A 20,847-nucleotide genomic window follows, 5' to 3' on the forward strand; every position below is an offset into this window, starting at 1 on the left:
CTATCGGTCAAAAGAAAAAGGCTCCGGCGATACCGCCGGAGCCTTTTCTGATCAGTAGGCCTTTTTCTTGAAAGGCTTCTTGGCAGGCTTGCCGCCATCGTCCGTCGGTCGCGGACCGGACTTCGAGAAGCCGGGCTTTGCCGCCTTCTTCGCCCACGGCTTGCTATCGGGCCGGTCGGCATTCTCGCCGCCTTCCTTCCAGCGCGGCTTGCTGTCGGATGGCGTGGCGTTGTCTTTGCGGACGAACGGCTTGCGCGGTGCGGCAGACAGATCCGGCGCGCTGTCGAGCTGGGTCACGGTGATGCCCTTTTCGAGCATGCGCTTGGGTCCCAGCGCCTCCACGAAGCTGTCGGAGAACTCGCGCGCGATCTCGACGAATGTGTTCTCCGGCATCATCTTGATGGCGCCGATTTCCTGCTTGGTGATGCGACCGATGCGGCAAAGCATCGGGATCAGCCAGCGGGGTTCGACATTCTGCTTGCGGCCGGCCGAGATGGAGAACCAGACGGCATCGCCAAAATCACCACGCGGGGCACGCGGTTCGGACCGTTCCGGCCGGGGACCGCGATCGCTGGATGATGCGCCCGATGGCTGAAACGCAGGCGTGTCGATGATATCTTCCGGCGCGGAACGGCCGGCACGCGCCAGACGCACGAAGGCGGCGGCAACCTGCTCGGCGCTGAAGCCGGAAAGAACCTGCTGCACGAAGGCTGCTTCGTCTTCGCGGATCGGATCGTTGAGCGCGGCATCCGAGAGAATGCGCTCGTCGTCCTTCTGCGAGACCTCGTCGGCCGACGGGGGCTTGGCCCAGACGGCTTCGATCCGCGCATCGCGCAGCAGCCGCTCGGCCTTGCGGCGAGCGTTCGAGGTAACGATGATCGCGCTGACGCCCTTGCGCCCTGCCCGGCCGGTACGGCCGCTGCGGTGCAGCAGCGTTTCCGGGTTGGTCGGCAGGTCGGCGTGAATGACGAGTTCAAGGTTCGGGAGATCGATACCGCGCGCGGCGACATCCGTCGCGATGCAGACGCGTGCGCGACCGTCGCGCATGGCCTGAAGCGCATGCGTCCGCTCGCTCTGGCTGAGTTCGCCCGAAAGGGCGACGACGGAGAAGCCGCGATTGTTGAACCGCGCCGTCAGATGGTTGACGGCAGCACGGGTGGAGCAGAACACCAGCGCGTTCTTTGCCTCGTAGTAGCGCAGCACGTTGATGATGGCGTTCTCCCGGTCGGAGGGAACGACGACGAGCGCGCGATAGTCGATGTCGAGATGCTGCTTCGCCTCGGCTTGCGTCGAGATCCGCAGCGCATCGCGCTGGTAGTTCTTGGCAAGCGTCGCGATAGACTTCGGTACGGTGGCCGAGAACATCAGCGTGCGGCGATCGGCCGGTGCCGTTTCCAGCAAAAATTCCAGATCCTCGCGGAAGCCCAGATCGAGCATCTCGTCGGCCTCGTCGAGAACGATGGCCTTGCAGGCGGACAGATCGAGCGCACCGCGACGAACATGGTCGCACAGACGCCCAGGCGTACCCACCACGATATGTGCGCCACGATCGAGCGCGCGCCGCTCGGTGCGAATGTCCATGCCCCCAACGGAAGCAGCGATGACCGCGCCAGTCATCTCATAGAGCCACTCAAGCTCGCGCTGAACCTGCAGAGCCAGCTCGCGGGTGGGGGCGACGGCAACAGCCAGCGGCTTGTTAGCCGGGCCGAACCGGTCTGCGCCATCCAGCAGCGTCGAGGCAAGCGCGAGCCCGAAGGCAACGGTCTTGCCGGAGCCGGTCTGGGCGGAGACGAGCGCGTCGCGACCCGACATTTCCGCTTCGATGACGGCGGTCTGGACCGGTGTCAGGGTGGAATAGCCGCGTTTGGTCAACGCCTCGGCGATCGCCGGAACGACCCCTGCGAATTCTGTCATATGTCTGTCTCTCGGAAGTTCGAACCGTGCAGCGTGCACGAAATAATGCGCACATGCCTTGAGGACCGCACGCTGCGGCCCATACCATAGCGATCTCTTAATCCCTTAAGCAGCAAATGTACAGGGGAGCGCCGCGAGACGGATCGGCTCGGTGCTTTCAGGGGAAGGCTCCGGTCAGCCGGTCAGGCGCGGACTGCGAATGATCTTGACGAACAGCGCCTTCATCGCCGACTCGATACCCTGCGCCGGGCTCACCTCAAAATAAAGGCCCGGAGACGCGCAAGCCTGCATCCGCGTACCGATTTCCGACTGAAACGGCTTGATCCACTCATTGTACCAGTCGTTCGTCGGCAACGGCAGATAGGTCGTATAGAGCACGGCAATCTTGATGCCGCGATCCTTGATCGTCTTGCAGTAGCTGACGTCGATCGGCTCCTGACAACGGCCACCCGTCACTCGTTTGGTGCAGTCACGAGGTTTGTAGCTGTCGCCAACGCCATCGGCAACAAAGTACAGAACCTTTTCCGCCTTGGCAGCGGTAGAACCATCGCCGGGGTCAGGGATTTCGCTGTTGATCTGCGTCAGCGCCTTGTCGAAACTGGTGATCTGGTCGTCATTATACCCCTGATACGGAATGCTCATCAGCGAGATGGTTTCCGACTTCGTCTGTATGTCCTTCAAGTCGTCGGTGAGCTTGGAAACGCTAAAGAGCTTGGCCTCCTCCGCCTTCTGTCCGAATGTGTAGGCGGCCATCCGGTACTGGTTCGTATAGGTCTCGGCCCGCTCGGCCTCCGTCGTCAGGGCCGCCACGGCCTTCGCGACGACATCGATGCGGATGGTGGCGCCGACCTTGCGAGCCACGAAATAATTGCTGGTCTTGTCGACGTCCCCGTTCTCGGCAACGATGTGGCAGGCGAAAGCGCAATTGCGGGAGCCGGGATCCGACACGCGCTTCGTTGCTTTAATCAGGCTATCGACATCCGCGGGCGTGGCACCGACACCCATCGACGGCGTGTTGTCGAGCAGCATGTAGAAATCCATGAAGGAGTTCGACTGAAAGGTCGCCTTTGCGACACCTTCTACCTTGATGGAATCTTTGCCGAAGATTTTCAAGAATGTGGTCGGCACCAACGTCGAATAGGTCGCTGACACGTTGATGTCGCGGCCGGACTTCATGACGCTGACATTGAAGGTTCTCGTCGCCGTTTCAATGTTGTTCGGGTCCGGCTCGGAGGCCTCTCCCGGCAACTGGATTGCATTCGCTTCCACCATCTGCGCATTGAAGATGCTGCGCGCTTCGCTCTCGCTCACTCTCACGGCGCCGTCCGTCACCATGGCCATCGCCTCGGCGACGCCGGCCGATTTGTCCGTGACGGAACCGATCACTGCAGCATCCGCCGCTCCCTGAAGTTTGGTCTTGACCTTGATCGCATGTGCCACGTCGAGCGCGAGCCCGGCCGTACCGAGCACCGGAATGAGCGAAAGAGCTCCGATAATGGCAAGATTGCCCGAACGATCAACGAGAAAGCGCTTGAACATGATGACGGCCTCAGGAGCACACATCTCTCGGCGCCCGGGGCATAACATAGGTCGCTAATTTAAATTTACGGTAAAACAGAGCAGTAAACGAAATCGGAACGTCCTCACGAAGTCTGCAATGATCGACGAGATCATGAAACCGTGAATAAGTTTACGGTTAAGTTTCCTTGCGCCGGCGAGTCCATGGCTTACATCTAGATATGCGATGAGGAGTCGCCGAAGCCTATGGGAGGAATGATGATGGAAACGCCGGATCATCTGAGAGTGCAGTACGACTTCCGAAGCGGAACAGTCCTGCTCCAGTGCCGCAACCGAAGCCATGTGCTTGCGGAGCGCTTCAACACGAAGGAAAGCGCCGAAGCTGCAGCCGTCCAGTTCGCCCGCGAGAACTGGGATTATTCGGAACCGCAGTCCGATACCCAGCACTGATGTAAGGATATCATGCCCGGCTTTGGCGGGCTGTAACTCAAATGGAAAGGCCGGAAATTCTTCCGGCCTGTTTCACATAACATACTGATGCAGCTGACGTCCTGCTTTGTGCACAACACCGGCCCTCAATGTCGGGAGGGCTCTACGTCCTGTCGGCGCAGGTCGTCAATTGCCGCCACGGCTTCCTCGGCTGTCCAGCCAGCACCGACGGCAGCCCGGATCAGGCGCGCATCTGCCTCGACTTCCAGCTTCACGAAAAGCGGCTCCAGCGCTTCCTGCGCCGTCACGACATTCGGTTCAGCAACCGCGGTGGCTGGCTTCTGCATGGACATGATCTCTTCTCCTGTTATTTTCAAGACTCCCTGAAATGGAACCAGATCAAAACTGGTTCCATTTTTTGTTTGTATTATGTCGGTAAACGTCACCGGTGCGAAGGACTTCCCTCCGTCAAAGATCGTTCTCGGTCAGCGCGAAATGATCCATGATGACCCGGATGTTCCGCTTGTGCGCCTTGAAAAAGATGTCGAACGCATCGCCCACCAGCGGAACGGCGCCGATCGTTGCATCCAAGCCGAGATTGTAAAGCATCCGTGCTATCTTGCGCTTGGGAAGACCAAGCCGCCGCCCCTCGTTGACGATGGCAAGACCGATGATAGCACCCGTTGCATCACCAAATATCGGGACGATACCGAGCAATGCGTCGGCACCGAAACGAAACCTCGTTCCCGGAATGCCGACTGCGGTATCCATGAAGCGTGCAAGCTTGGCAAGCCGGCGCAGACGGCGCAACTGATCCGCACGACCGATGTCACCGGCCGCCTCGGCAAAGTCGGCTCTATACGCTGTCGACGCCATCACTACCCACTCCTGTGTTCGTGTTACTTGAGATGTGGAGTGCTTGCTCGCTCGAAACAAGGTTTAGAGAGACAGTTTCGCGACAGGGATGCCTCAATGGTGGCTTTGGGGCTGCAAACTCCATCTCCGCAACGCACGATGCACATCGCTGCAACCTGAAATCATCTGGAGATGTAGAAAACTGCGCTGTTGCTGCGACGGCAAAATTCCCGTCTGATTGCGTACGGATCCGACTGTACTTAAAGAATAATTTAGAGCTGCCACCCTATTTTCCCGGAAATATTAAAATCGTCTAAAAAAGCGAGCAGCCTCGATGTCTCTCTTCTCTTCGTCCGATAGTGCGGTCCTGCGAGCCCTCGACCAGTCGCAAGCCATCATAGAATTCGACCTCACGGGAAAGGTTCTCCGAGCGAACGCGAACTTCTGCCGGGCCATCGGCTATGAGTCCAGCGAGATTGTCGGGCGGCATCACAGCATGTTCGTCATGCCGGAGGAAGCACGCTCACCGGCTTACGCGGCTTTCTGGCAGGAGCTTGCCAAAGGCAAGTTCCAGCAGGCGCAGTACAAGCGTCTCGGCAAAGGCGGTCGCGAAATCTGGATCGAGGCTTCCTACAATCCCATCTTCAAAGGCAAGCGGCCGGTCAAGGTCGTGAAGTTCGCAACGGATATAACCGCGTCGAAGATCAAGAGCCTGAGTGACAATGGCAAGCTGGAAGCGCTCTCGCGTGCTCAGGCCGTCATCGAGTTCACGCCTGACGGTCGAATCGTTTCAGCGAACGAGAACTTTTTGTCTGTGTTGGGGTATCGGCTGGAAGAGATCGTGGGCCAGCATCACGCCATGTTCTGCGAGCCTTCCTATGTTCAGTCCGCCGCCTACAAGACGTTCTGGGAACAGCTCGCCGGTGGCGCATTCGTGACCGACCAGTTCCTCCGCTTCGGCAAAGGAGGGCGGCGGGTGCATATTCAGGCGACCTATAATCCGATCATGGATGAGAATGGCCGGGTCATGAAGGTCGTGAAGTTCGCGACCGACATGACCGAACGCGTCCGCGCTATCGAGGAACTCGGGGCAGGTCTTGGACGCCTCGCACATGCGAATATCAGCCAGACGCTCGACCGTCCCTTCACGCAGGAGTTCGAGCAGCTGCGGAACGACTTCAATATGTCGATCGGCGGCTTCCAGCAGACACTGGTCAATGTCCTCGGGCAGACGGAAAACCTGAATGGACATAGCCAAACGATGCACGAGGCATCCGATATTCTGGCGCAACGCGCCCGCGAACAGGCCGCCGCGCTCGAGGAAACATCCGCCGCGTTGGAACAGATCACCATCACGGTGCGTCAGTCGAACGAGCGCGTGCACGACACGCGCAATCTTGTGAAACAGGCAAAGGAACAAGCCGGACACTCCGTGACCGTCGTTGGTGACACCGTTGCCGCCATGCAGCGCATCGAGACCGCCTCGTCCTCCATCGGTCACATCATCGGCGTCATCGATGAAATCGCGTTCCAAACAAATCTGCTGGCGTTGAACGCGGGCGTGGAGGCGGCCCGCGCTGGCGAAGCCGGCCGCGGCTTTGCCGTGGTGGCACAGGAAGTCCGCGAACTTGCCCAACGCTCCGCGCGGGCCGCCAAGGAAATCAAGGACCTGATCTCGAACGCCTCCCGAGAGGTCGTTGAAGGCGTCCGCCTCGTCGGCGATACCGGTCGAGCGCTGACGGAAATCGAGGTCTTCGTCGCCTCGATCAACGAGAACATCGACGCCATCGCCGCCGCCGCATCCGAACAGACCACCGGTCTTGGCGAGATCAGTGCGTCGGTCAACAGCCTCGACAACATGACGCAACAGAACGCGACGATCGTCGCGCGCACGACGGAACTGAGCCACACGCTGGCTCAAGGCGCGGCTACGCTCGCCGATCTCGTATGCCGGTTCCAGCTCAACCGAAGCCACGGGATCCGCGAACCCGGCAGTGCCCAGCGACTGCGCCAGGATGAAGCTCTCATTCTCCGCAAGACGGCCTGAGCTTCAAGCCGCGATGACAAAAAGGCCCGGTCTCAGCAGCCGGGCTTTTTGCGTTGCGGATTGCGCATTCCAGAGGAAGGTGTTTGTCAGGTTCATCATCATCTTCGATCAGTGAGACGACGATCGTCGTCTAACCGGATAGACACGAGACAGCGGATTACGGCTCAGAGCCGGAAGAGCAGGACTGGAGAACGCCCGGACCTCAGGCTGTCAGCGCCGGAAGGTCGGGCAACACAGCTTGAAGATCCTGGATGAGACAAGGGCGGCCGAACAGAAAGCCTTGCACCTCGTCGCATCCCTCGGCGAGCAGAACCTGGAACTGTTCTTCCGTTTCTGCGCCTTCGGCAAGGATCGTCACATCGAGGCTCTTGCCAAGCGCAACGATGGCCCGGATGAATGCCTTGGACTGACGACCATCGAGTTCGTTGACGAAACTCCGGTCGAGCTTGATCTTGTCGAAGGGGAACGCCCTCAGCGTTTCCAGCGAGGAGTATCCTGTTCCGAAATCGTCGATCGCGATCATCACGCCCATCGCGCGGATCTGGCGCAGGATGTGGAGCGCCCTGCCCTTGTCGCCGATGATGGCGCTTTCGGTGACCTCCAGTTCCAGCCGCGATGATGGAAGGCCGGTCCGCAGCAGCACGGAGCGAACCCTCTCCACAAGCCCGACATCCCCGAGTTGCAGCGGCGACAGGTTGACCGCGATCCTGTGATCGAGACCCCATGCGACGGCCTCGCGACAGGCCTCCTCGAGCACCCAGTCGCCGATCGTGGAGATCAGACCGCACTCTTCCGCAATCGGGATGAAGGTGGCCGGTGAGATCAACCCGCGCTGCGGATGCCGCCAGCGCAGCAGGACTTCGTATCCGGTCGTCTGCCGTGTCCGCGCGGACTTCTGCACCTGATAGACGAGGAAGAACTGCTTCTCCTCAAGGGCAACACCGAGATCACGGCCGATAGCACGGCGTTCGCGCGCAGCCTCGTCCATCGCCGCCTCGTAGAAGCTGATGCGCTGCTCCGGCTGCGCCTTGGAGCGATACATCGCCATGTCGGCATTGTTCAGAAGTTTTTCGCGATCCCCAGCGTCCGAGGGATAGACCGACACACCGATGCTGGCACCGGGCAGGATTTCCGTCCCGTCAATGACAATGCGTTCGGTCAATGCCCGGAAAAGCCGGCCGATAAAATCCTCGAGATCCTTCTCCTGCACGAAACGCTTGAACGCGACGAATTCATCTCCGCCGAAGCGCCCGACAGCCTCGCTTTCGCCGACCAGTTTCTGCATCCGGCTGGCAAGCGCGTAGAGCACCTTGTCGCCCATCGCATGGCCGTAGCGGTCGTTGATCTCCTTGAACTCGTCGAGATCGATGCAGATGGCCGCAACCTTCTCCGACCCGGCAACATTCGTGATTGCGGCATCCAGCCGTTCCGCGAACTGGTGCCGGTTGGCAAGCCCCGTCAAGGCATCATGCCGGGCAAGGTGCTGAATCTTCTGTTCGGCATTCACCCGGGCGGTGATGTCTTCAAGCGTCGTGACGAAGGAGCCGTCGCCCGTCGGCCGGTGAACTGTCCGGATCGTGCGTCCGCTGGACACCTCGCGCGCCGTCTCGCCACCTCCGGGCGCTGTGAACAGGGCCCGGTGCTGCTCGTACAGCCCGTCTGCATCATAGGATCCGGTCTGGTCGGTCTTGAAGCGCTCGTAGCAGAGCGAGTGAAAGCTCTGGCCGACGATATCGAGAGAACGCGGAAACTCGATGATCTCCCGGAAAAGTTCGTTGTGCAGGATCAGGCGCTCGTTCGCGTCGAAAAGCGCAATCCCGTGCCCCATGGTGTTGAGCGCGATGGAAAGGTTTTTGGTGACATCGAGAAGACGTGCCGCACTGTCCTTGGCTTCGGTACAATCGCGGGTGATCTTGGCAAAGCCGATATGCTCATGATGCTCGTCATAGATCGGATCGATCACGACCGATGCCCAGAATGCCGAGCCATCCTTGCGATAGCGCCAACCTTCCGTCTCGAATTTCCCCGTTGTCAGTGCTGTCTGCAGAGCATGCGCCGGTGCGCCGTCCGCTCTCTCTTCCGCGGAATAGAAGATGGAGAAGCTCTTGCCTACGATTTCCCGGTCGGCGTAACCCTTCATGCGCTGCGCGCCGACGTTCCAGTTCGTCACCCGGCCAGAGGGATCGAGCAGGTAGATCGCGTAGTCGCTGACGCCCTGAACGAGATGCCGAAACCGGGTGTTCATGGCCATGGTCGCGTTCTCGGACCGGCTCGCGAAGAGCGCGGCCGCAAGCACGGAGAACAGCAGCGACAAGGCGGTCGTGGCAATCACGATGACCATGAGGGCCGGTGACAACAGGTTCGATGGCAGCGGCGAGTCGGCCACCGGCGTCATGATCACGCCGCCCATGGAGGTAAAATGCATGGAGACGATGCCGAGCGTCAGGAGGCTTGCCCCAGAGCCAAGCCGTTTTATTCCCTTGCGTCCAGGTCTCACGGACGCAAATCCGGGAACCGAAAACAGGACGGCAAGAAGAACCGCGCTCCAGACGAGATTGACATCCCAATGGATTTTGCCGGGAAACTCGATCGCCGTCATGCCAACGAAATGCATCGTGGAAACACCGAGACCGAAGAGGATGCCGGCCATGACGAAGGCCAGACGACCGGTCAGCGAAGACGCGACCGCGACGGCAAGGAACGTCGTCGTCACCGAGATCGCAAGCGACAGCAGCGTTCGCGATGGCTCGTAACCGAGAACCAGCGAAGCCTCATAAGCGAGCATCGCGACGAAATGCGTCGCCCAGATACCAAAGCCGCCGGACGTTCCTGCGCTGGCAAGCCAGATCCACCGTGCATATCCATGCGCGCGATGCGCACGCTGTAGCAGCATCATAGCCGCAGCACAGGAAACGAGACACAGAAAACCGGCAAAAACAACCAGACGCAGATCATGCTCCGTTGCAATGCACGAGAGAACTCTGAGCATAGGCACGCCTCATGGCGAACCGCCGCAACCGGCAAGGGTGCGTGGATCGGATATAAAGATATGCAGGCATCCAGACGGCTGTCTGCGTGAAGGTAAAGGTAAGGACACCCTTAGAAAGCCGCGACAACAGCGACCCGCCCGGTCTCCCCGCACACACTAGCTGCGCAAACCTTCAAGCCGGATTAACGTCTCCCATTTTTAGGGCATGACTACTTCCGGGCGAATACGCTGCGTACGATCCCGTACCGTTGCAGCTTGTCGTAGAAGGTCTTCCGGGGAATGCCGAGCGCGTCGATGGTCCGCTGCACGTCTCCCTCGGCCTCGCGAAGGGCCGTGCGGATGATCTCCGCCTCGATCCGGTCCATCCGCTGCGGCAATGTGCCACCTCCCGCGTCCGACACATCCGGCACATTCGGGGACGTTCCCTCCGGTAAGAAGCCCAGCACCGTCCGCTCGGCAAAATGGGTGAGTTCGCGAACATTGCCGGGCCAATCGTGCTCGACCAGATGGCGACGAACAGCGTCGGTCATGACGGGCACATCGCGCCTGAAGCGCGACGCTGCCCGAGCGGCAAAGGTCGAGAACAGCAGCGGGATATCGTCACGGCGCTCGCGCAATGGCGGGATCGACAGTGTCACCACGTTCAGCCGGTAATAGAGATCCTCTCGAAAATCACCGCGCGACCGCGGATCTGCAAGATCCACCTTCGTCGCCGCCACGACCCGCAGATCGACCGGGCGCACCTCGTTGGTTCCGAGCGGGGTGACCTCGCGCATTTCCAGTACGCGCAGCATCTGCACTTGCGTCGATGGCGCCATGCTCTCGATCTCATCGAGAAACAGGGTACCCCCGCTCGAATGTTCGATCCGACCCACGCGCTTCTTCTGCGCGCCGGTAAAGGCGCCGGGTTCGTGTCCGAAAAGCTCGCTCTCGATGACCTGTTCCGGCAGCGCACCGCAGTTCAGCGCAACGAAATGACCCTTCGCCCGCTGGCTCCAGCGGTGTAGCAGCGTCGCCACCACCTCCTTGCCGCTTCCCGTTTCTCCCGTCATCAGCACGTCCACATCCGTATTGGCGATCTGACGGATCGTCTCGCGCAGGCGCTCCATGGCCGGCGTCTGCCCGATCAGCAGACCGCCGTCCCGCGTCTCCTCCGCCGCATCGCGCAGCGCCCGGTTTTCCAGCACAAGCCGGCGTTTCTCCCCGGCATGCATGACGCCCTGCACCAGCCGGTCGGTCGGAAACGGCTTTGGGAGGAAATCATAGGCGCCATCCCGGATGGCCTTGACCGCCATCGGGATATCCCCGTGCCCGGTCATCAGGATGACAGGGATGTCGGGATCGATGCGGCGAATGCGGTCGAATAGCTCCAGACCGTCGATCAGCGGCATGCGGATATCCGTGACGACAACGCCGGGAAAGCGTGGATCCAGCAGCGCCAGCGCATCGAGTGCGGAAGAGACGGCGGTAACGGTGAAGCCGCCCAGTTCCAGCGTCTGGCGGGTTGCCTTCAGAAGATCACGGTCGTCATCGACAAGGAGAACGTTGACGTCGCTCATGCCTGCGCCCTTTTCAGATGAATGGTGAAATGTGCTCCGCCATCAGAGCTCTCGACGGCGATGCGCCCGCCATAGTCCGCAAGAATGTCCCGCGAGATGACGAGGCCGAGCCCCAGGCCCCGCTCCTTGGAGGTGTTGAACGGCGTAAAAAGCGCGCTCATGATGGCGGGAGATATGCCCGGACCGTTGTCGCGGACATGCAGGAGAACATCGTCGTCCACTGTCTCGACCCTGACATCGACCCGTGCGTCGCTACGACCCGACAAGGCCTCCAGCGCGTTCTGCAGAAGGTTGATCAGTACCTGCTCCAGCCGCACACGATCCCCGAGAACGTGAAGATCGTCGTCCGGCAGGGCTATCTGGAGCGCATCGAGCTGACCGGCGAAACGGCTTTTCAGCAACATGACCGCACTTTCCACCATGGTACGGACGGACACCGGCCCGCTCGGGGCCCGGCCCTTGCGCGAAAACGTCTTCAACTCGTCGGTGATGGTGCCGATGCGATCCGTCAGGGCAGCGATGCTCTCCAGATTCTCATCCACAGGACCCGGCTGTGCGCGCGTAAGAAACACGCGGGCATTGTCGGCATAGGCGCGAATGGTAGCGAGCGGCTGATTGATCTCGTGCGCAACGCCCGCTGCGACCTGACCGAGAATAGCAAGCCGGTTGGCATGGACAAGTTCCTGTTGCACGCCCTGAAGCTTCGTTTCCGTTGCACGGTGGCCGGCGATCTCGTCTTCCAGCCTGTCACGCGCCGACGTCAGGGCTTCGGTGCGCTCGCGCACGCGCCGCTCGAGTTCCTCACGCGCGGCGAGTTCTCGCGCCAGTCGGCCGATGGCCTGCTGGCGACGAGCCAGCAGAAATGCAGCGAGTGCGGCAAGCGGCAGGACGAGCGCAAGACCCTGCAAACGGCGGCTCTGAACGGAGGCCGCGACGGCGGCGTCCGTCTCAACGAGATAATCAAGGCTCCAGCCTGTCGAGGGCACGGCGATGGCCAGGCGAAGAAAATCTCTCTGTGGTTCCCCGGGCATGACGGCGCTCACCCGTTCGACACCCTGCGACATCGGCTCGATCAGCGAAATCGGCACCGGTGTCAGCGGCGCATCGCCAAACTGAAGACTGGTCCGGATCGCTTCGAGACTATCAGCGGCGAGTGGCGTCATCGCCATGAACCGCCAGGAAGGAATGCTGGTGATCAGCACCACGCCGTTCTGATCGGTCACGAACGTCGGCCGACCGGCCATCCGCCAGTCTGTCTCGATCTGGTCGAATTCCATCTTGGCCACCACGACACCGAGAGGGCCGGAAGCGCCCTCGATCCGCTGCGAAATATACAGACCCGGGCGCTTGCTCACCGACCCGAGCGCGAAGTGCTCGGCCGTTCCACCAGCCATGGCCTTGGTGAAATATGCACGAAACGTGTAGTCGTTGCCCACGAAACTCGTCGGCTCCTGCCAGTTGCTCGACGCGATCGCAATCCCGTCCCGGCCGATCACATAGATGACGGCTGCGTTCGTATCGGCGACGATCTCTTCCAGTTTCTGATCGAGGCTCAGACGACGCTGTGGATCGGGCCGCTCCAGCGTATCGGCAAGCTGACGATCCCGGGACAGCAGCATCGGCAAGGCACGCGGCCGCTCCAGAACAGCGCGCAGGTGTGCAACCTTCAGACTGGCATCCGTGCGGGCCTGCGCTTCCAGCGTCTGCAATGCATCTTCCCGCCCGAGATAGGACCCGGCCGACATGGCGACCGCCAGTCCGCAGAGAACGAACATCCCCAGGACGACCCACGGGAGAACGCGTTCGCGATGTGAGGATGCCGGCTGGATCTGGAGGCGATGTTGCATGTCTTACTGTGCATAAATCCAGACAAATCGCAATTCATCCAGTGCGGAAATCCGCATAATCTGCATGCACATGCCGCCAATCCACATGCCATTTCAAGGAAAAACAAGAGCCTAGCAGGAGGCTGAAAACTGGCACGTCCTTTGCAAACTCGTCAACGAGTAGGAACAGTCCCGGGAGAGCCATGTGGCGGGGGACGCAAGGAGGACAACATGCACGCAATACCAGAACCCATGGCACCTCAATCGAAGCTGCCTTTCTACCGGCACCTTTATTTCCAGGTCATGACCGCGATTATCGCGGGTATCCTGCTGGGTCACTTCTATCCGCAGCTCGGAACACAGCTGAAACCTCTTGGTGATGCCTTCATCAAGCTGGTCAAGATGATCATCGCGCCTGTCATCTTCCTCACCGTCACCACCGGCATTGCCGGCATGTCCGACCTGAAGAAGGTCGGCCGCGTTGCCGGCAAGGCAATGCTGTACTTCCTGACATTCTCGACGCTGGCGCTGGCCGTCGGTCTTGTGGTCGCCAACATTGTACAGCCGGGCGCCGGCATGCACATCAGCGCTGCTTCGCTCGATGCGACAGCCGTCGAGACCTATACGACGAAGGCGCATGAGGCGAGCATTGTCGGCTTCCTGATGAACATCATCCCGCAGACCATCGTCGGCGCCTTCGCGGACGGCGACATCCTGCAGGTCCTGTTCTTCTCCGTTTTGTTCGGCATCGCGCTCGGCATGGTCGGCGACAAGGGCCGTCCGGTTACGGACTTCCTGAATGCCGTCACCGCCCCCATGTTCCGCCTCGTGGCCATCCTGATGAAGGCCGCACCCATCGGTGCGTTCGGCGCCATGGCCTTCACCATCGGCAAATACGGTATCGGCTCGATCGCCAATCTCGCTTTCCTGATCGGCACCTTCTACCTGACAGCGGCAATCTTCGTCTTCATCGTCCTTGGCGCGGTCGCCCGCTACAACGGCTTTTCTATTGTGGCGCTCATCCGCTACCTCAAGGAAGAGCTGCTGCTGGTCCTCGGCACATCGTCTTCGGAAGCCGCACTTCCTGGCCTGATGGCCAAGATGGAACGTGCCGGTTGCAAGCGCTCGGTCGTCGGCCTCGTCATCCCCACGGGCTACTCGTTCAACCTTGATGGCACGAACATCTACATGACGCTTGCCGCCCTGTTCATCGCCCAGGCAACCGATACGCCGCTTGGCTATGGTGACCAAATCCTGCTGCTGCTGGTGGCAATGCTGTCGTCCAAGGGTGCCGCGGGCATTACCGGTGCCGGTTTCATCACGCTCGCCGCCACACTTTCGGTCGTTCCATCTGTCCCCGTTGCCGGCATGGCGCTGATCCTCGGCATCGACCGCTTCATGTCGGAATGCCGCGCTCTGACCAACTTCATCGGTAACGCGGTCGCAACCGTCGTCGTCGCCCGTTGGGAAAACGAGCTGGACAAGGACCAGCTCGCCGCAGCTCTTGCCGGTAACGCACCGCCGCTGGTCGAACCAGCACCCGCCCTTCAGGCCGCGGAATAAAGCTCGACTTGCACCGGATGCCTCCGTGCGTCCGGTGCCACTTGGCCCCGGCATTGCCGTGGTGCCGCCTCCCAAGGCAGAAACCCCCGCCACGAGCGGGGGTTTTCGTTCGTAAAATCAAGATGCCTCTGCCGCTTACGCCACCGGGTCATGCTGGCTCGCGTTACGCCAGAACGCGAAACGCCCGCGACAAGGCGCGGGCGTTTGGTGGGGCCATCCGGCAGATGCCGGCGGCAGGCATTCCGGATCAATCAGAGAGCGGCAGCCGAACGGGCAACGGTACGGATGTCGCTGCGAGCAATGCCGAGATCGTTGAGTTCGCGGGTCGTCATACGGCCGAGTTCGTTGACCGTCTGACGGTATTTGCGCCATGTGCTGAAAGAGCGTGCTACGTTCATGATGTTCCCTTTCCAAGGTCTTCAGGGGGCTTTGCCGAAACACCGTCTGGATGTTCCCGAGTGCCTGACCCCGTTGCTGTTTGCTGACCGTTTTATACGCCTGCACAGGCCGACCCACCAGCGCGAAGCCCTCAGGCCACCCATGCGTCGATCGCACGGCTCTTCAACATTCAATCGGTTCGCCCCTTCAGGAACACATGGCACGAACCTACAGAAAAGCCGGCCGCTTCATTCGAAACGGCCGGCTTTTCAAATCTCTAGATCTTGAGGCTTACATCTTCGGCAAGAGAACCTTGTCGATAACGTGGATCACGCCGTTCGACTGCTTCACGTCGGCGATGGTGACATGGGCCACGCCACCCGTCTCATCGGTCAGCGTGATCTTGCCGCCGGCTTCCTTGGCCTTCAGCACGCAACCGCCGACGGTCTTCACGTCATGTTCGCCGCCATCGTCCTTGATCATCTTGGCGATTGCCGTGGACATAGCATCGGCAGCAACAACGTGGCAGGTCAGAACCTTGGTCAGCTGTGCCTTGTTCTCGGGCTTCAGAAGCGTTTCCACGGTGCCCTTCGGCAATGCTTCGAAAGCTTCGTTTGTTGGTGCGAAGACCGTGAATGGGCCCTTGCCCTGCAGGGTCTCGACCAGACCAGCAGCCTTGACGGCGGCGACCAGTGTCGTGTGGTCCTTCGAGTTTGCGGCATTCTCGACAATGTTCTTGTCTTCAAACATTGCGGCGCCACCGACCTTGGGATTGGCGGCATAAGCGGAGACGGCGGTGGCGGAAACGAGTGTCGCAAAGGCGATGGTACGGAGTGCGGACGTCAACATGGGTGGTTCCTCTTCCTGTTCGTTTATCTGCCCGGCGCGGCAGCGCCTTTCGGGGCGTCACGTCTCGGGTGACAGACAGGAGACGAGGCAGCAGAAGAAAGAGTTTCGGCCGGAGAGAGCCCCGGCCGAAAAAAGTGTCGGATCGTGTCGAGCATATCCCGATCAGGGATAGCGTGCCTGCCCTGCTGCGATGACAGGACCTGTCGGCAGGCCTGTCGGTGATCCGCCAGGAGGCTCGACGCTGACGGCGAGCGTCATGCCGTCGGCAAGGTGTGCTCGGAGCGCTGCGGGGACCTCGATAACGCCGCGACCATCCTGCGGCAGAACGCCGAGTGGCACGGGGGCGGCATCACCGCCCGGGACCATCCACAATTCAAGCGAGCGCGGCTGTCCGGCATTTGCCGCAATCGGTGTTACCGCGATCCGTCCACTTGCCGCATCGTAGGATGCATGCAGCGCCAGCGGAGAGCCCTCACCCGTCATCGAAGCAACGAGAGGCGCAGGCGGCTTTGCGCTTCCAAACAGGCCTTGCTGCAATGCAGCCATGACGACGACTGCCGCTAGCGAGGCGAAAGCGACACTGCGCCAGAGCGCTACCGAGTTCCACCAACCCGTGCGCATCCCGCGAGCGGTGACAGGAGAGCCAAACAGCCTCGCCTCGATCTTCGGATAGACCGTGCGCGGAGGCACCTCTTCTGCCGCCAGTTCCAAAGGGCTCAGGCGATCTTCCCACTGCGCGACAAGCAGGGCAAAGGCCGGCTCACGCTCAATTCGGGCTTCCAATCGCTTCCGGTCGGCGAAGGACAGCACGCCCACGGCATACTCGGCGGCAAGCACCTCGTCGCGGGATCGGTCTCTGTCGCTATCATCCAACTCGGTCATCGCTCCAGGCACTCTTTCAGTTTCAGCAGGCTGCGGCGCAGCCAGGTTCGCATCGTGTTCAGCGGCACGCTATAGCGTTCCGCCAACTCCTGATAACTCAATCCCTCCACATAGGCGTTCCGCACAGCATCGGCCCGCTCCGGTGGAAGTTCGCTCATGCAACGGTCAATCCGCCGCCCTTCGCCAAGGCCGATCGAGACAGCCTCCGGATCCGGACTGCCGTCAACAATCTCAAGCCCCTCTTCGCCAATCGTGTCGGCCACCGGCCGGCGCGCACGGATCATATCGATCGCCTGGTTGCGCGCAATTGCGGCAAGCCAGCCGTTCGGATTGACGCCTGTTGCCGCGTACCGGTCTGCACGCTGCCAGATTTTGACGAAGACATCCTGAAGAGCATCCTCGGCATCTGTTCTATCCTTGAGGATACGCAGGCAGATGGCAAAGAGTTTCGGGGAGACGGCGGAATAGAGGGAGGCCAGCGCCGCGCGATCGCCCATGGCGACCTTTGCAATCAGTCCGGCGATATCAAGACTTGGCACGAAGCCGCCTTTCTCACGAGAGAAGCCGCGGTCGAGCGACGGCTTCGGACGACGAACCGGCCTTCTGGCCGCTCCTCCACATGCGGCGCAAGATATAGCGCCTTATTTCAGTGTCCAGTGACAGACGAGAGCAATTCACGTTCAGGCGCGTTCGCAGCACTTTCTGAACGCGACGATGCGGCGGACACTAGGCGTCGCTGCGCTGCGGCTTGAAGGTCGCGACGCGGTAGCCGTAGAAAAGCACGATCAGCACGAAAATGCCGGTAGACACCGGATCGACATAGGCGGAGACGACATCATAGGCCTGACCGAGCAGATAGCCGGCCATCGCCAGCCCCGAGGTCCAGGCCACCGTCCCGATCAGCGAGAAGATGGTGAAGGTGGAAAGCGGCATGCGCGCGATGCCGGCTGGCACGGAGATCAGCGTGCGGATTGTCGGAATGAGCCGGCCGACAAGGATGGCGGTTGCCCCCTTCTCCCGAAACCGGCGGCTCGCCGCGTCCACATCCTGCTCTGTCAGCGTCAGCCAACGCCCATGCCGCGCGGCCAGACGCTTCATCCGGGCCTCCCCGAGCTTTCGTCCGGCATAGTACCAGGGCATGACGCCGAGCAGCGAACCGACACTGCCCGCAACGATGACGGTCACGATGGACATATCACCCTGCGAAGCGCGATAGCCGGCGAGCGGCATGATGAGTTCCGAGGGGATCGGCGGGAAGATGTGTTCCAGGAACATGAGAAGCGCGATGCCCCAGGGGCCGAACATCTGCATCAGGCTTTCAACAATAGCTTCCATGGGTCCTCGAATGGCAGGATGATTCAGCTGCCAATGTGATGATACCGCAACGCGAAAGGAAGGGGCTCATGCAAGGAGCGTCATCACGTAATCGGCAATAAGTTTGATCGACAGTAGCATCAACGTGATCTGCACGATCTGGAAGAACAGGCCATCGGGGATGACGAGTGTCAGCCGCCGGCCCGCGACCGTGCCGATAATGGCGGCAGGCGCCAGCCAGAGAACCAGCGACGTGTCGTAATTGGAAAACTGCTGCAGCTGCCAGTACGGCAGGATCTTCGCGGCATTCACGATCGCAAACAGGATGGTGGACGTGCCCGCAAAAGTCATCTTTTCCAGACGTTGCGGCAGAACGTACATCTGGTAGGGCGGCGCGCCGGAGTGGGAAACAAAGCTCGTCAATCCCGTCAGCGTTCCCCAGAAAAGCCCGCGCGGCACATCGGCCTCGCGCGCCGTCTTGCGATAGCGCGCGCCGAACCAGATGTTCAGGCAGAAAAGGACGCCAACGAGACCGACCAGCGCGCCGATGACCACAGCGGAGAGGTGGGCGCTGAACAGCCAGCCGAGGAAAACACCGAAGAGCGCCGCCGGCGTGAGGATCACGAGGTTCCGACGCGAGAAATCCTTGCGGTAGAGATAGAGGCCGACCATGTCGCTCGCGACATAAATCGGCAGCAACAACGCCGCAGCCGTTACCGGCGATATGACAAGGGCCAGAAGCGGCACCGAGATGGTGCCGACCATCGGCAGTCCACCCTTGGACAGGCCGACGAGAAAAGCAGCGGCAACGGCGATGGCGACCACCAGCGGCGTATGTTCGATCATGGAATTGCCGGCGCGGACGCCGCCTTGACGCAAGAGAAAGATGCCGCAGTCTGGGCTCCTCCCGTGACTGCGGCGTACCCGCCGATCTGTTCAGGATCGGCGGTGTGTCGTCAAGTCTTTAGGCCGCCAAGGGCCAGCCAACGCAGACCATCGGCACTTATCGCACAAGCGCTTCAGGCAAGAGTGCCTTCGGCATATCCTGATAGCTCACCGGGCGCAGGAAGCGATAAATCGCCAGCGTACCGACGGAGGTCGTGCGGCCGTCAGAAGTCGCCGGATATGGTCCGCCATGAACCATTGCCGGGGAAACCTCGACACCCGTGCCGAAGCCATTGACGAGCAGGCGTCCGGCCAGGAGTTCGAGCTTCGGCAGAAGCTTGCGAGCAGCTTCGTGATCCGCCTCGTCGATATGAAGCGCCGCCGTCAGCTGTCCTTCCATCGCGTCGATCACCGCTTCGAGTTCGGCAGCATCCGCGCAGCGGATGATGAGACCGGCGGCGCCAAAGACTTCGTCCTGCAGCTCGTGATGGGCGAGAAAGGCTTTCGCGCTCGTCTCGAAGAGCGCGGCACGGCCCTGCGTCGGCGTACCTTCCAGACCCTGTGCCAGCGTCTTCACCTCGGCATGTCCCGACAGACGGGCAACGCCCGAGAGATAGGCTTTGCAGATGCCGCTTGTGAGCATGGTCTGTGCGGGAATGGCGCTCAGCGCCTCGCCGGCAGCCGCAATGAAAGCGTCCAGCCCCGGTCCGTCGATGGCAAGGATCAGGCCCGGATTTGTGCAGAACTGGCCTGCACCCAGCGTTAGCGAGCCGGCAAAGGCCTTGCCGATCGCAGCACCACGGTTTGCGAGCGCGTGTTCGAAAAGAATAACCGGGTTGATAGAGCTCATCTCCGCATAGACCGGGATCGGCATCGGGCGTTCCGCCGCGATCTTCATCAGCGCCGTGCCGCCAGCGCGCGAACCGGTGAAACCGACGGCGCGGACGCGGTGATCGGCCACCAGCGCCTGACCGATGGCACGGTCTTCGTCAAACACCAGCGAGAACGTTCCAGCCGGCAGGCCGCAATCGGTAACCGCCTTCTGCACGGCACGGCCCACGAGCTCCGACGTGCCTGGATGGGCGGAATGCGCCTTGACGATGACCGGGCAGCCGGCCGCAAGGGCAGAGGCCGTATCGCCGCCGGCAACGGAGAAGGCCAGCGGAAAATTCGACGCGCCGAACACGGCGACGGGTCCAACGGCGATGTTGCGCAGACGCAGATCCGGCTTCGGCGCGGGCTTGCGCTCCGGGTCCGGCGCATCGAAACGCAGGCTCTGGAAATCACCGGCACGCACTTCGGCCGCAAACAGCCGAAGCTGGCCCACCGTCCGGCCTCGCTCGCCCTCCAGCCGGCCGCGCGGCAGACCCGATTCGGCCATGGCACGCTCGATCAGGCTATCACCGATATCGAGGATGTTCCGGGCAATGGCTTCAAGAAACGCCGCGCGGGCTTCGAGGCCTGTCTCGCGATAGATGCCGAATGCCTCCCAGGCGAGTGCGGCAGCTTCGTCGACATCGGCAGCCGTCGCCCCCGAGAAGATCGTGGGCAGCGCCTCACCCGTTGCCGCGTCGTAGCCGGTGATCGCACCGCCCTGTCCGCGCCGCGCCGTAGCACCGATCAGAAGTTCGCCTGTGAGAGTCATGCTCGTCTCCTTCGTCCTGTCATGAGGCAGCGGTTGGCGCCGCCATTCACCGCACCGCAGCGTGTGGAGGTTTGTATAGGGCGTGCCGCAGACGATTTAAACCGCAGGCGCGGAATTACCGGGCGTACACCGGCAAATTCAGCTTTTGCCAAGAAATAGATAATGCACTCATAACGTGCTTAAGGTTGAAATGT

General features: G+C 61.1%; 17 protein-coding genes. 3 read left to right on the forward strand and 14 right to left on the reverse strand.

Annotated features, from left to right (window positions below):
- Nucleotides 1-51 precede the first annotated feature (51 nt).
- Together BSG19_RS02425 and BSG19_RS02430 are read right to left on the reverse strand one after the other, a co-directional pair.
- Nucleotides 52-1,914, reverse strand: a complete 1,863-nt coding sequence (locus BSG19_RS02425; RefSeq protein ID WP_092984492.1) for a DEAD/DEAH box helicase — start codon at nt 1,912-1,914, stop codon at nt 52-54.
- A gap of 174 nt (nt 1,915-2,088) precedes the next feature.
- Entirely contained in the window at nt 2,089-3,453 is a 1,365-nt protein-coding gene (locus BSG19_RS02430) for a TadE/TadG family type IV pilus assembly protein (protein WP_092984494.1), read from the reverse strand.
- 225 nt (nt 3,454-3,678) lie between these two features.
- Between BSG19_RS02430 and BSG19_RS02435 the strand changes: the two genes are divergently transcribed.
- A complete protein-coding gene (locus BSG19_RS02435; RefSeq protein ID WP_139274706.1) occupies nt 3,679-3,882 on the forward strand; it encodes a hypothetical protein in 204 nt (67 codons plus the stop codon).
- Nucleotides 3,883-4,007: 125 nt separating this feature from the next.
- Here the strand turns inward: BSG19_RS02435 and BSG19_RS02440 are convergent, their stop codons facing one another.
- Both BSG19_RS02440 and BSG19_RS02445 read right to left on the reverse strand, forming a co-directional pair.
- On the reverse strand, nt 4,008-4,214 hold the full coding sequence (locus BSG19_RS02440) for a hypothetical protein (RefSeq protein WP_092984498.1): 207 nt from the start codon (nt 4,212-4,214) through the stop codon (nt 4,008-4,010).
- Nucleotides 4,215-4,329: 115 nt separating this feature from the next.
- Nucleotides 4,330-4,737: a DUF4112 domain-containing protein gene (locus BSG19_RS02445; protein ID WP_092984500.1), complete on the reverse strand. Its 408-nt coding sequence runs from the start codon at nt 4,735-4,737 to the stop codon at nt 4,330-4,332.
- A 313-nt stretch (nt 4,738-5,050) separates the two neighbouring features.
- Between BSG19_RS02445 and BSG19_RS02450 the strand changes: the two genes are divergently transcribed.
- Nucleotides 5,051-6,763: a methyl-accepting chemotaxis protein gene (locus BSG19_RS02450; RefSeq protein ID WP_092984502.1), complete on the forward strand. Its 1,713-nt coding sequence runs from the start codon at nt 5,051-5,053 to the stop codon at nt 6,761-6,763.
- Between the two features lie 202 nt (nt 6,764-6,965).
- Here BSG19_RS02450 and BSG19_RS02455 read toward each other — a convergent pair whose 3' ends face one another.
- From BSG19_RS02455 to BSG19_RS02465, 3 genes are all read right to left on the reverse strand, one after another.
- The gene (locus tag BSG19_RS02455) at nt 6,966-9,752 is read right to left on the reverse strand and encodes a bifunctional diguanylate cyclase/phosphodiesterase (protein WP_092984504.1); all 2,787 of its coding nucleotides are present in this window, start codon (nt 9,750-9,752) and stop codon (nt 6,966-6,968) included.
- A gap of 209 nt (nt 9,753-9,961) precedes the next feature.
- Nucleotides 9,962-11,311: a sigma-54-dependent transcriptional regulator gene (locus tag BSG19_RS02460; protein WP_092984506.1), complete on the reverse strand. Its 1,350-nt coding sequence runs from the start codon at nt 11,309-11,311 to the stop codon at nt 9,962-9,964.
- Complete coding sequence (locus BSG19_RS02465) at nt 11,308-13,056, reverse strand: sensor histidine kinase (RefSeq protein ID WP_244529098.1); 1,749 nt, start codon at nt 13,054-13,056, stop codon at nt 11,308-11,310. The genes BSG19_RS02460 and BSG19_RS02465 overlap by 4 nt, the downstream gene beginning before the upstream one ends.
- Nucleotides 13,057-13,368: 312 nt before the next feature.
- Between BSG19_RS02465 and BSG19_RS02470 the strand changes: the two genes are divergently transcribed.
- The gene (locus BSG19_RS02470) at nt 13,369-14,700 is read left to right on the forward strand and encodes a dicarboxylate/amino acid:cation symporter (RefSeq protein ID WP_280142381.1); all 1,332 of its coding nucleotides are present in this window, start codon (nt 13,369-13,371) and stop codon (nt 14,698-14,700) included.
- A gap of 251 nt (nt 14,701-14,951) precedes the next feature.
- Here the strand turns inward: BSG19_RS02470 and BSG19_RS02475 are convergent, their stop codons facing one another.
- The 7 genes from BSG19_RS02475 to BSG19_RS02505 form a co-directional block, all read right to left on the reverse strand.
- On the reverse strand, nt 14,952-15,098 hold the full coding sequence (locus tag BSG19_RS02475) for a DUF1127 domain-containing protein (RefSeq protein WP_092934545.1): 147 nt from the start codon (nt 15,096-15,098) through the stop codon (nt 14,952-14,954).
- 271 nt (nt 15,099-15,369) lie between these two features.
- Nucleotides 15,370-15,927, reverse strand: a complete 558-nt coding sequence (locus tag BSG19_RS02480) for a fasciclin domain-containing protein (protein WP_092984512.1) — start codon at nt 15,925-15,927, stop codon at nt 15,370-15,372.
- Nucleotides 15,928-16,089: 162 nt separating this feature from the next.
- The gene (locus BSG19_RS02485; protein ID WP_092984514.1) at nt 16,090-16,809 is read right to left on the reverse strand and encodes an anti-sigma factor; all 720 of its coding nucleotides are present in this window, start codon (nt 16,807-16,809) and stop codon (nt 16,090-16,092) included.
- Nucleotides 16,806-17,348: a sigma-70 family RNA polymerase sigma factor gene (locus BSG19_RS02490; RefSeq protein WP_092984516.1), complete on the reverse strand. Its 543-nt coding sequence runs from the start codon at nt 17,346-17,348 to the stop codon at nt 16,806-16,808. Before BSG19_RS02490 ends, BSG19_RS02485 begins: the two co-directional genes overlap by 4 nt.
- A 187-nt stretch (nt 17,349-17,535) precedes the next feature.
- Nucleotides 17,536-18,144 carry a DedA family protein gene (locus BSG19_RS02495; RefSeq protein WP_092984518.1) on the reverse strand — a complete coding sequence of 203 codons (609 nt, stop codon included), beginning with the start codon at nt 18,142-18,144 and terminating at the stop codon, nt 17,536-17,538.
- A 66-nt stretch (nt 18,145-18,210) separates the two neighbouring features.
- On the reverse strand, nt 18,211-18,969 hold the full coding sequence (locus BSG19_RS02500; RefSeq protein WP_092985524.1) for a sulfite exporter TauE/SafE family protein: 759 nt from the start codon (nt 18,967-18,969) through the stop codon (nt 18,211-18,213).
- Nucleotides 18,970-19,126: 157 nt separating this feature from the next.
- Nucleotides 19,127-20,653, reverse strand: coding sequence for an aldehyde dehydrogenase (NADP(+)) (locus tag BSG19_RS02505; RefSeq protein ID WP_092984520.1), 1,527 nt, complete (start codon nt 20,651-20,653; stop codon nt 19,127-19,129).
- Nucleotides 20,654-20,847 lie beyond the last annotated feature (194 nt).

Source organism: Rhizobium sp. NFR03, assembly GCF_900111275.1.
Lineage (GTDB): Bacteria > Pseudomonadota > Alphaproteobacteria > Rhizobiales > Rhizobiaceae > Ferranicluibacter.

Coding starts and splice junctions, on each gene's coding strand:
- BSG19_RS02460 (WP_092984506.1), bottom strand. CDS start 11,311: ATGAGCGACGTCAACGTTCTCCTTGTCGATGACGACCGTGATCTTCTG.
- BSG19_RS02475 (WP_092934545.1), bottom strand. CDS start 15,098: ATGAACGTAGCACGCTCTTTCAGCACATGGCGCAAATACCGTCAGACG.
- BSG19_RS02445 (WP_092984500.1), bottom strand. CDS start 4,737: ATGGCGTCGACAGCGTATAGAGCCGACTTTGCCGAGGCGGCCGGTGAC.
- BSG19_RS02470 (WP_280142381.1), top strand. CDS start 13,369: ATGCACGCAATACCAGAACCCATGGCACCTCAATCGAAGCTGCCTTTC.
- BSG19_RS02450 (WP_092984502.1), top strand. CDS start 5,051: ATGTCTCTCTTCTCTTCGTCCGATAGTGCGGTCCTGCGAGCCCTCGAC.
- BSG19_RS02440 (WP_092984498.1), bottom strand. CDS start 4,214: ATGTCCATGCAGAAGCCAGCCACCGCGGTTGCTGAACCGAATGTCGTG.
- BSG19_RS02505 (WP_092984520.1), bottom strand. CDS start 20,653: ATGACTCTCACAGGCGAACTTCTGATCGGTGCTACGGCGCGGCGCGGA.
- BSG19_RS02495 (WP_092984518.1), bottom strand. CDS start 18,144: ATGGAAGCTATTGTTGAAAGCCTGATGCAGATGTTCGGCCCCTGGGGC.
- BSG19_RS02435 (WP_139274706.1), top strand. CDS start 3,679: ATGGGAGGAATGATGATGGAAACGCCGGATCATCTGAGAGTGCAGTAC.
- BSG19_RS02430 (WP_092984494.1), bottom strand. CDS start 3,453: ATGTTCAAGCGCTTTCTCGTTGATCGTTCGGGCAATCTTGCCATTATC.
- BSG19_RS02480 (WP_092984512.1), bottom strand. CDS start 15,927: ATGTTGACGTCCGCACTCCGTACCATCGCCTTTGCGACACTCGTTTCC.
- BSG19_RS02425 (WP_092984492.1), bottom strand. CDS start 1,914: ATGACAGAATTCGCAGGGGTCGTTCCGGCGATCGCCGAGGCGTTGACC.
- BSG19_RS02485 (WP_092984514.1), bottom strand. CDS start 16,809: ATGACCGAGTTGGATGATAGCGACAGAGACCGATCCCGCGACGAGGTG.
- BSG19_RS02500 (WP_092985524.1), bottom strand. CDS start 18,969: ATGATCGAACATACGCCGCTGGTGGTCGCCATCGCCGTTGCCGCTGCT.
- BSG19_RS02455 (WP_092984504.1), bottom strand. CDS start 9,752: ATGCTCAGAGTTCTCTCGTGCATTGCAACGGAGCATGATCTGCGTCTG.
- BSG19_RS02465 (WP_244529098.1), bottom strand. CDS start 13,056: ATGTCGGCCGGGTCCTATCTCGGGCGGGAAGATGCATTGCAGACGCTG.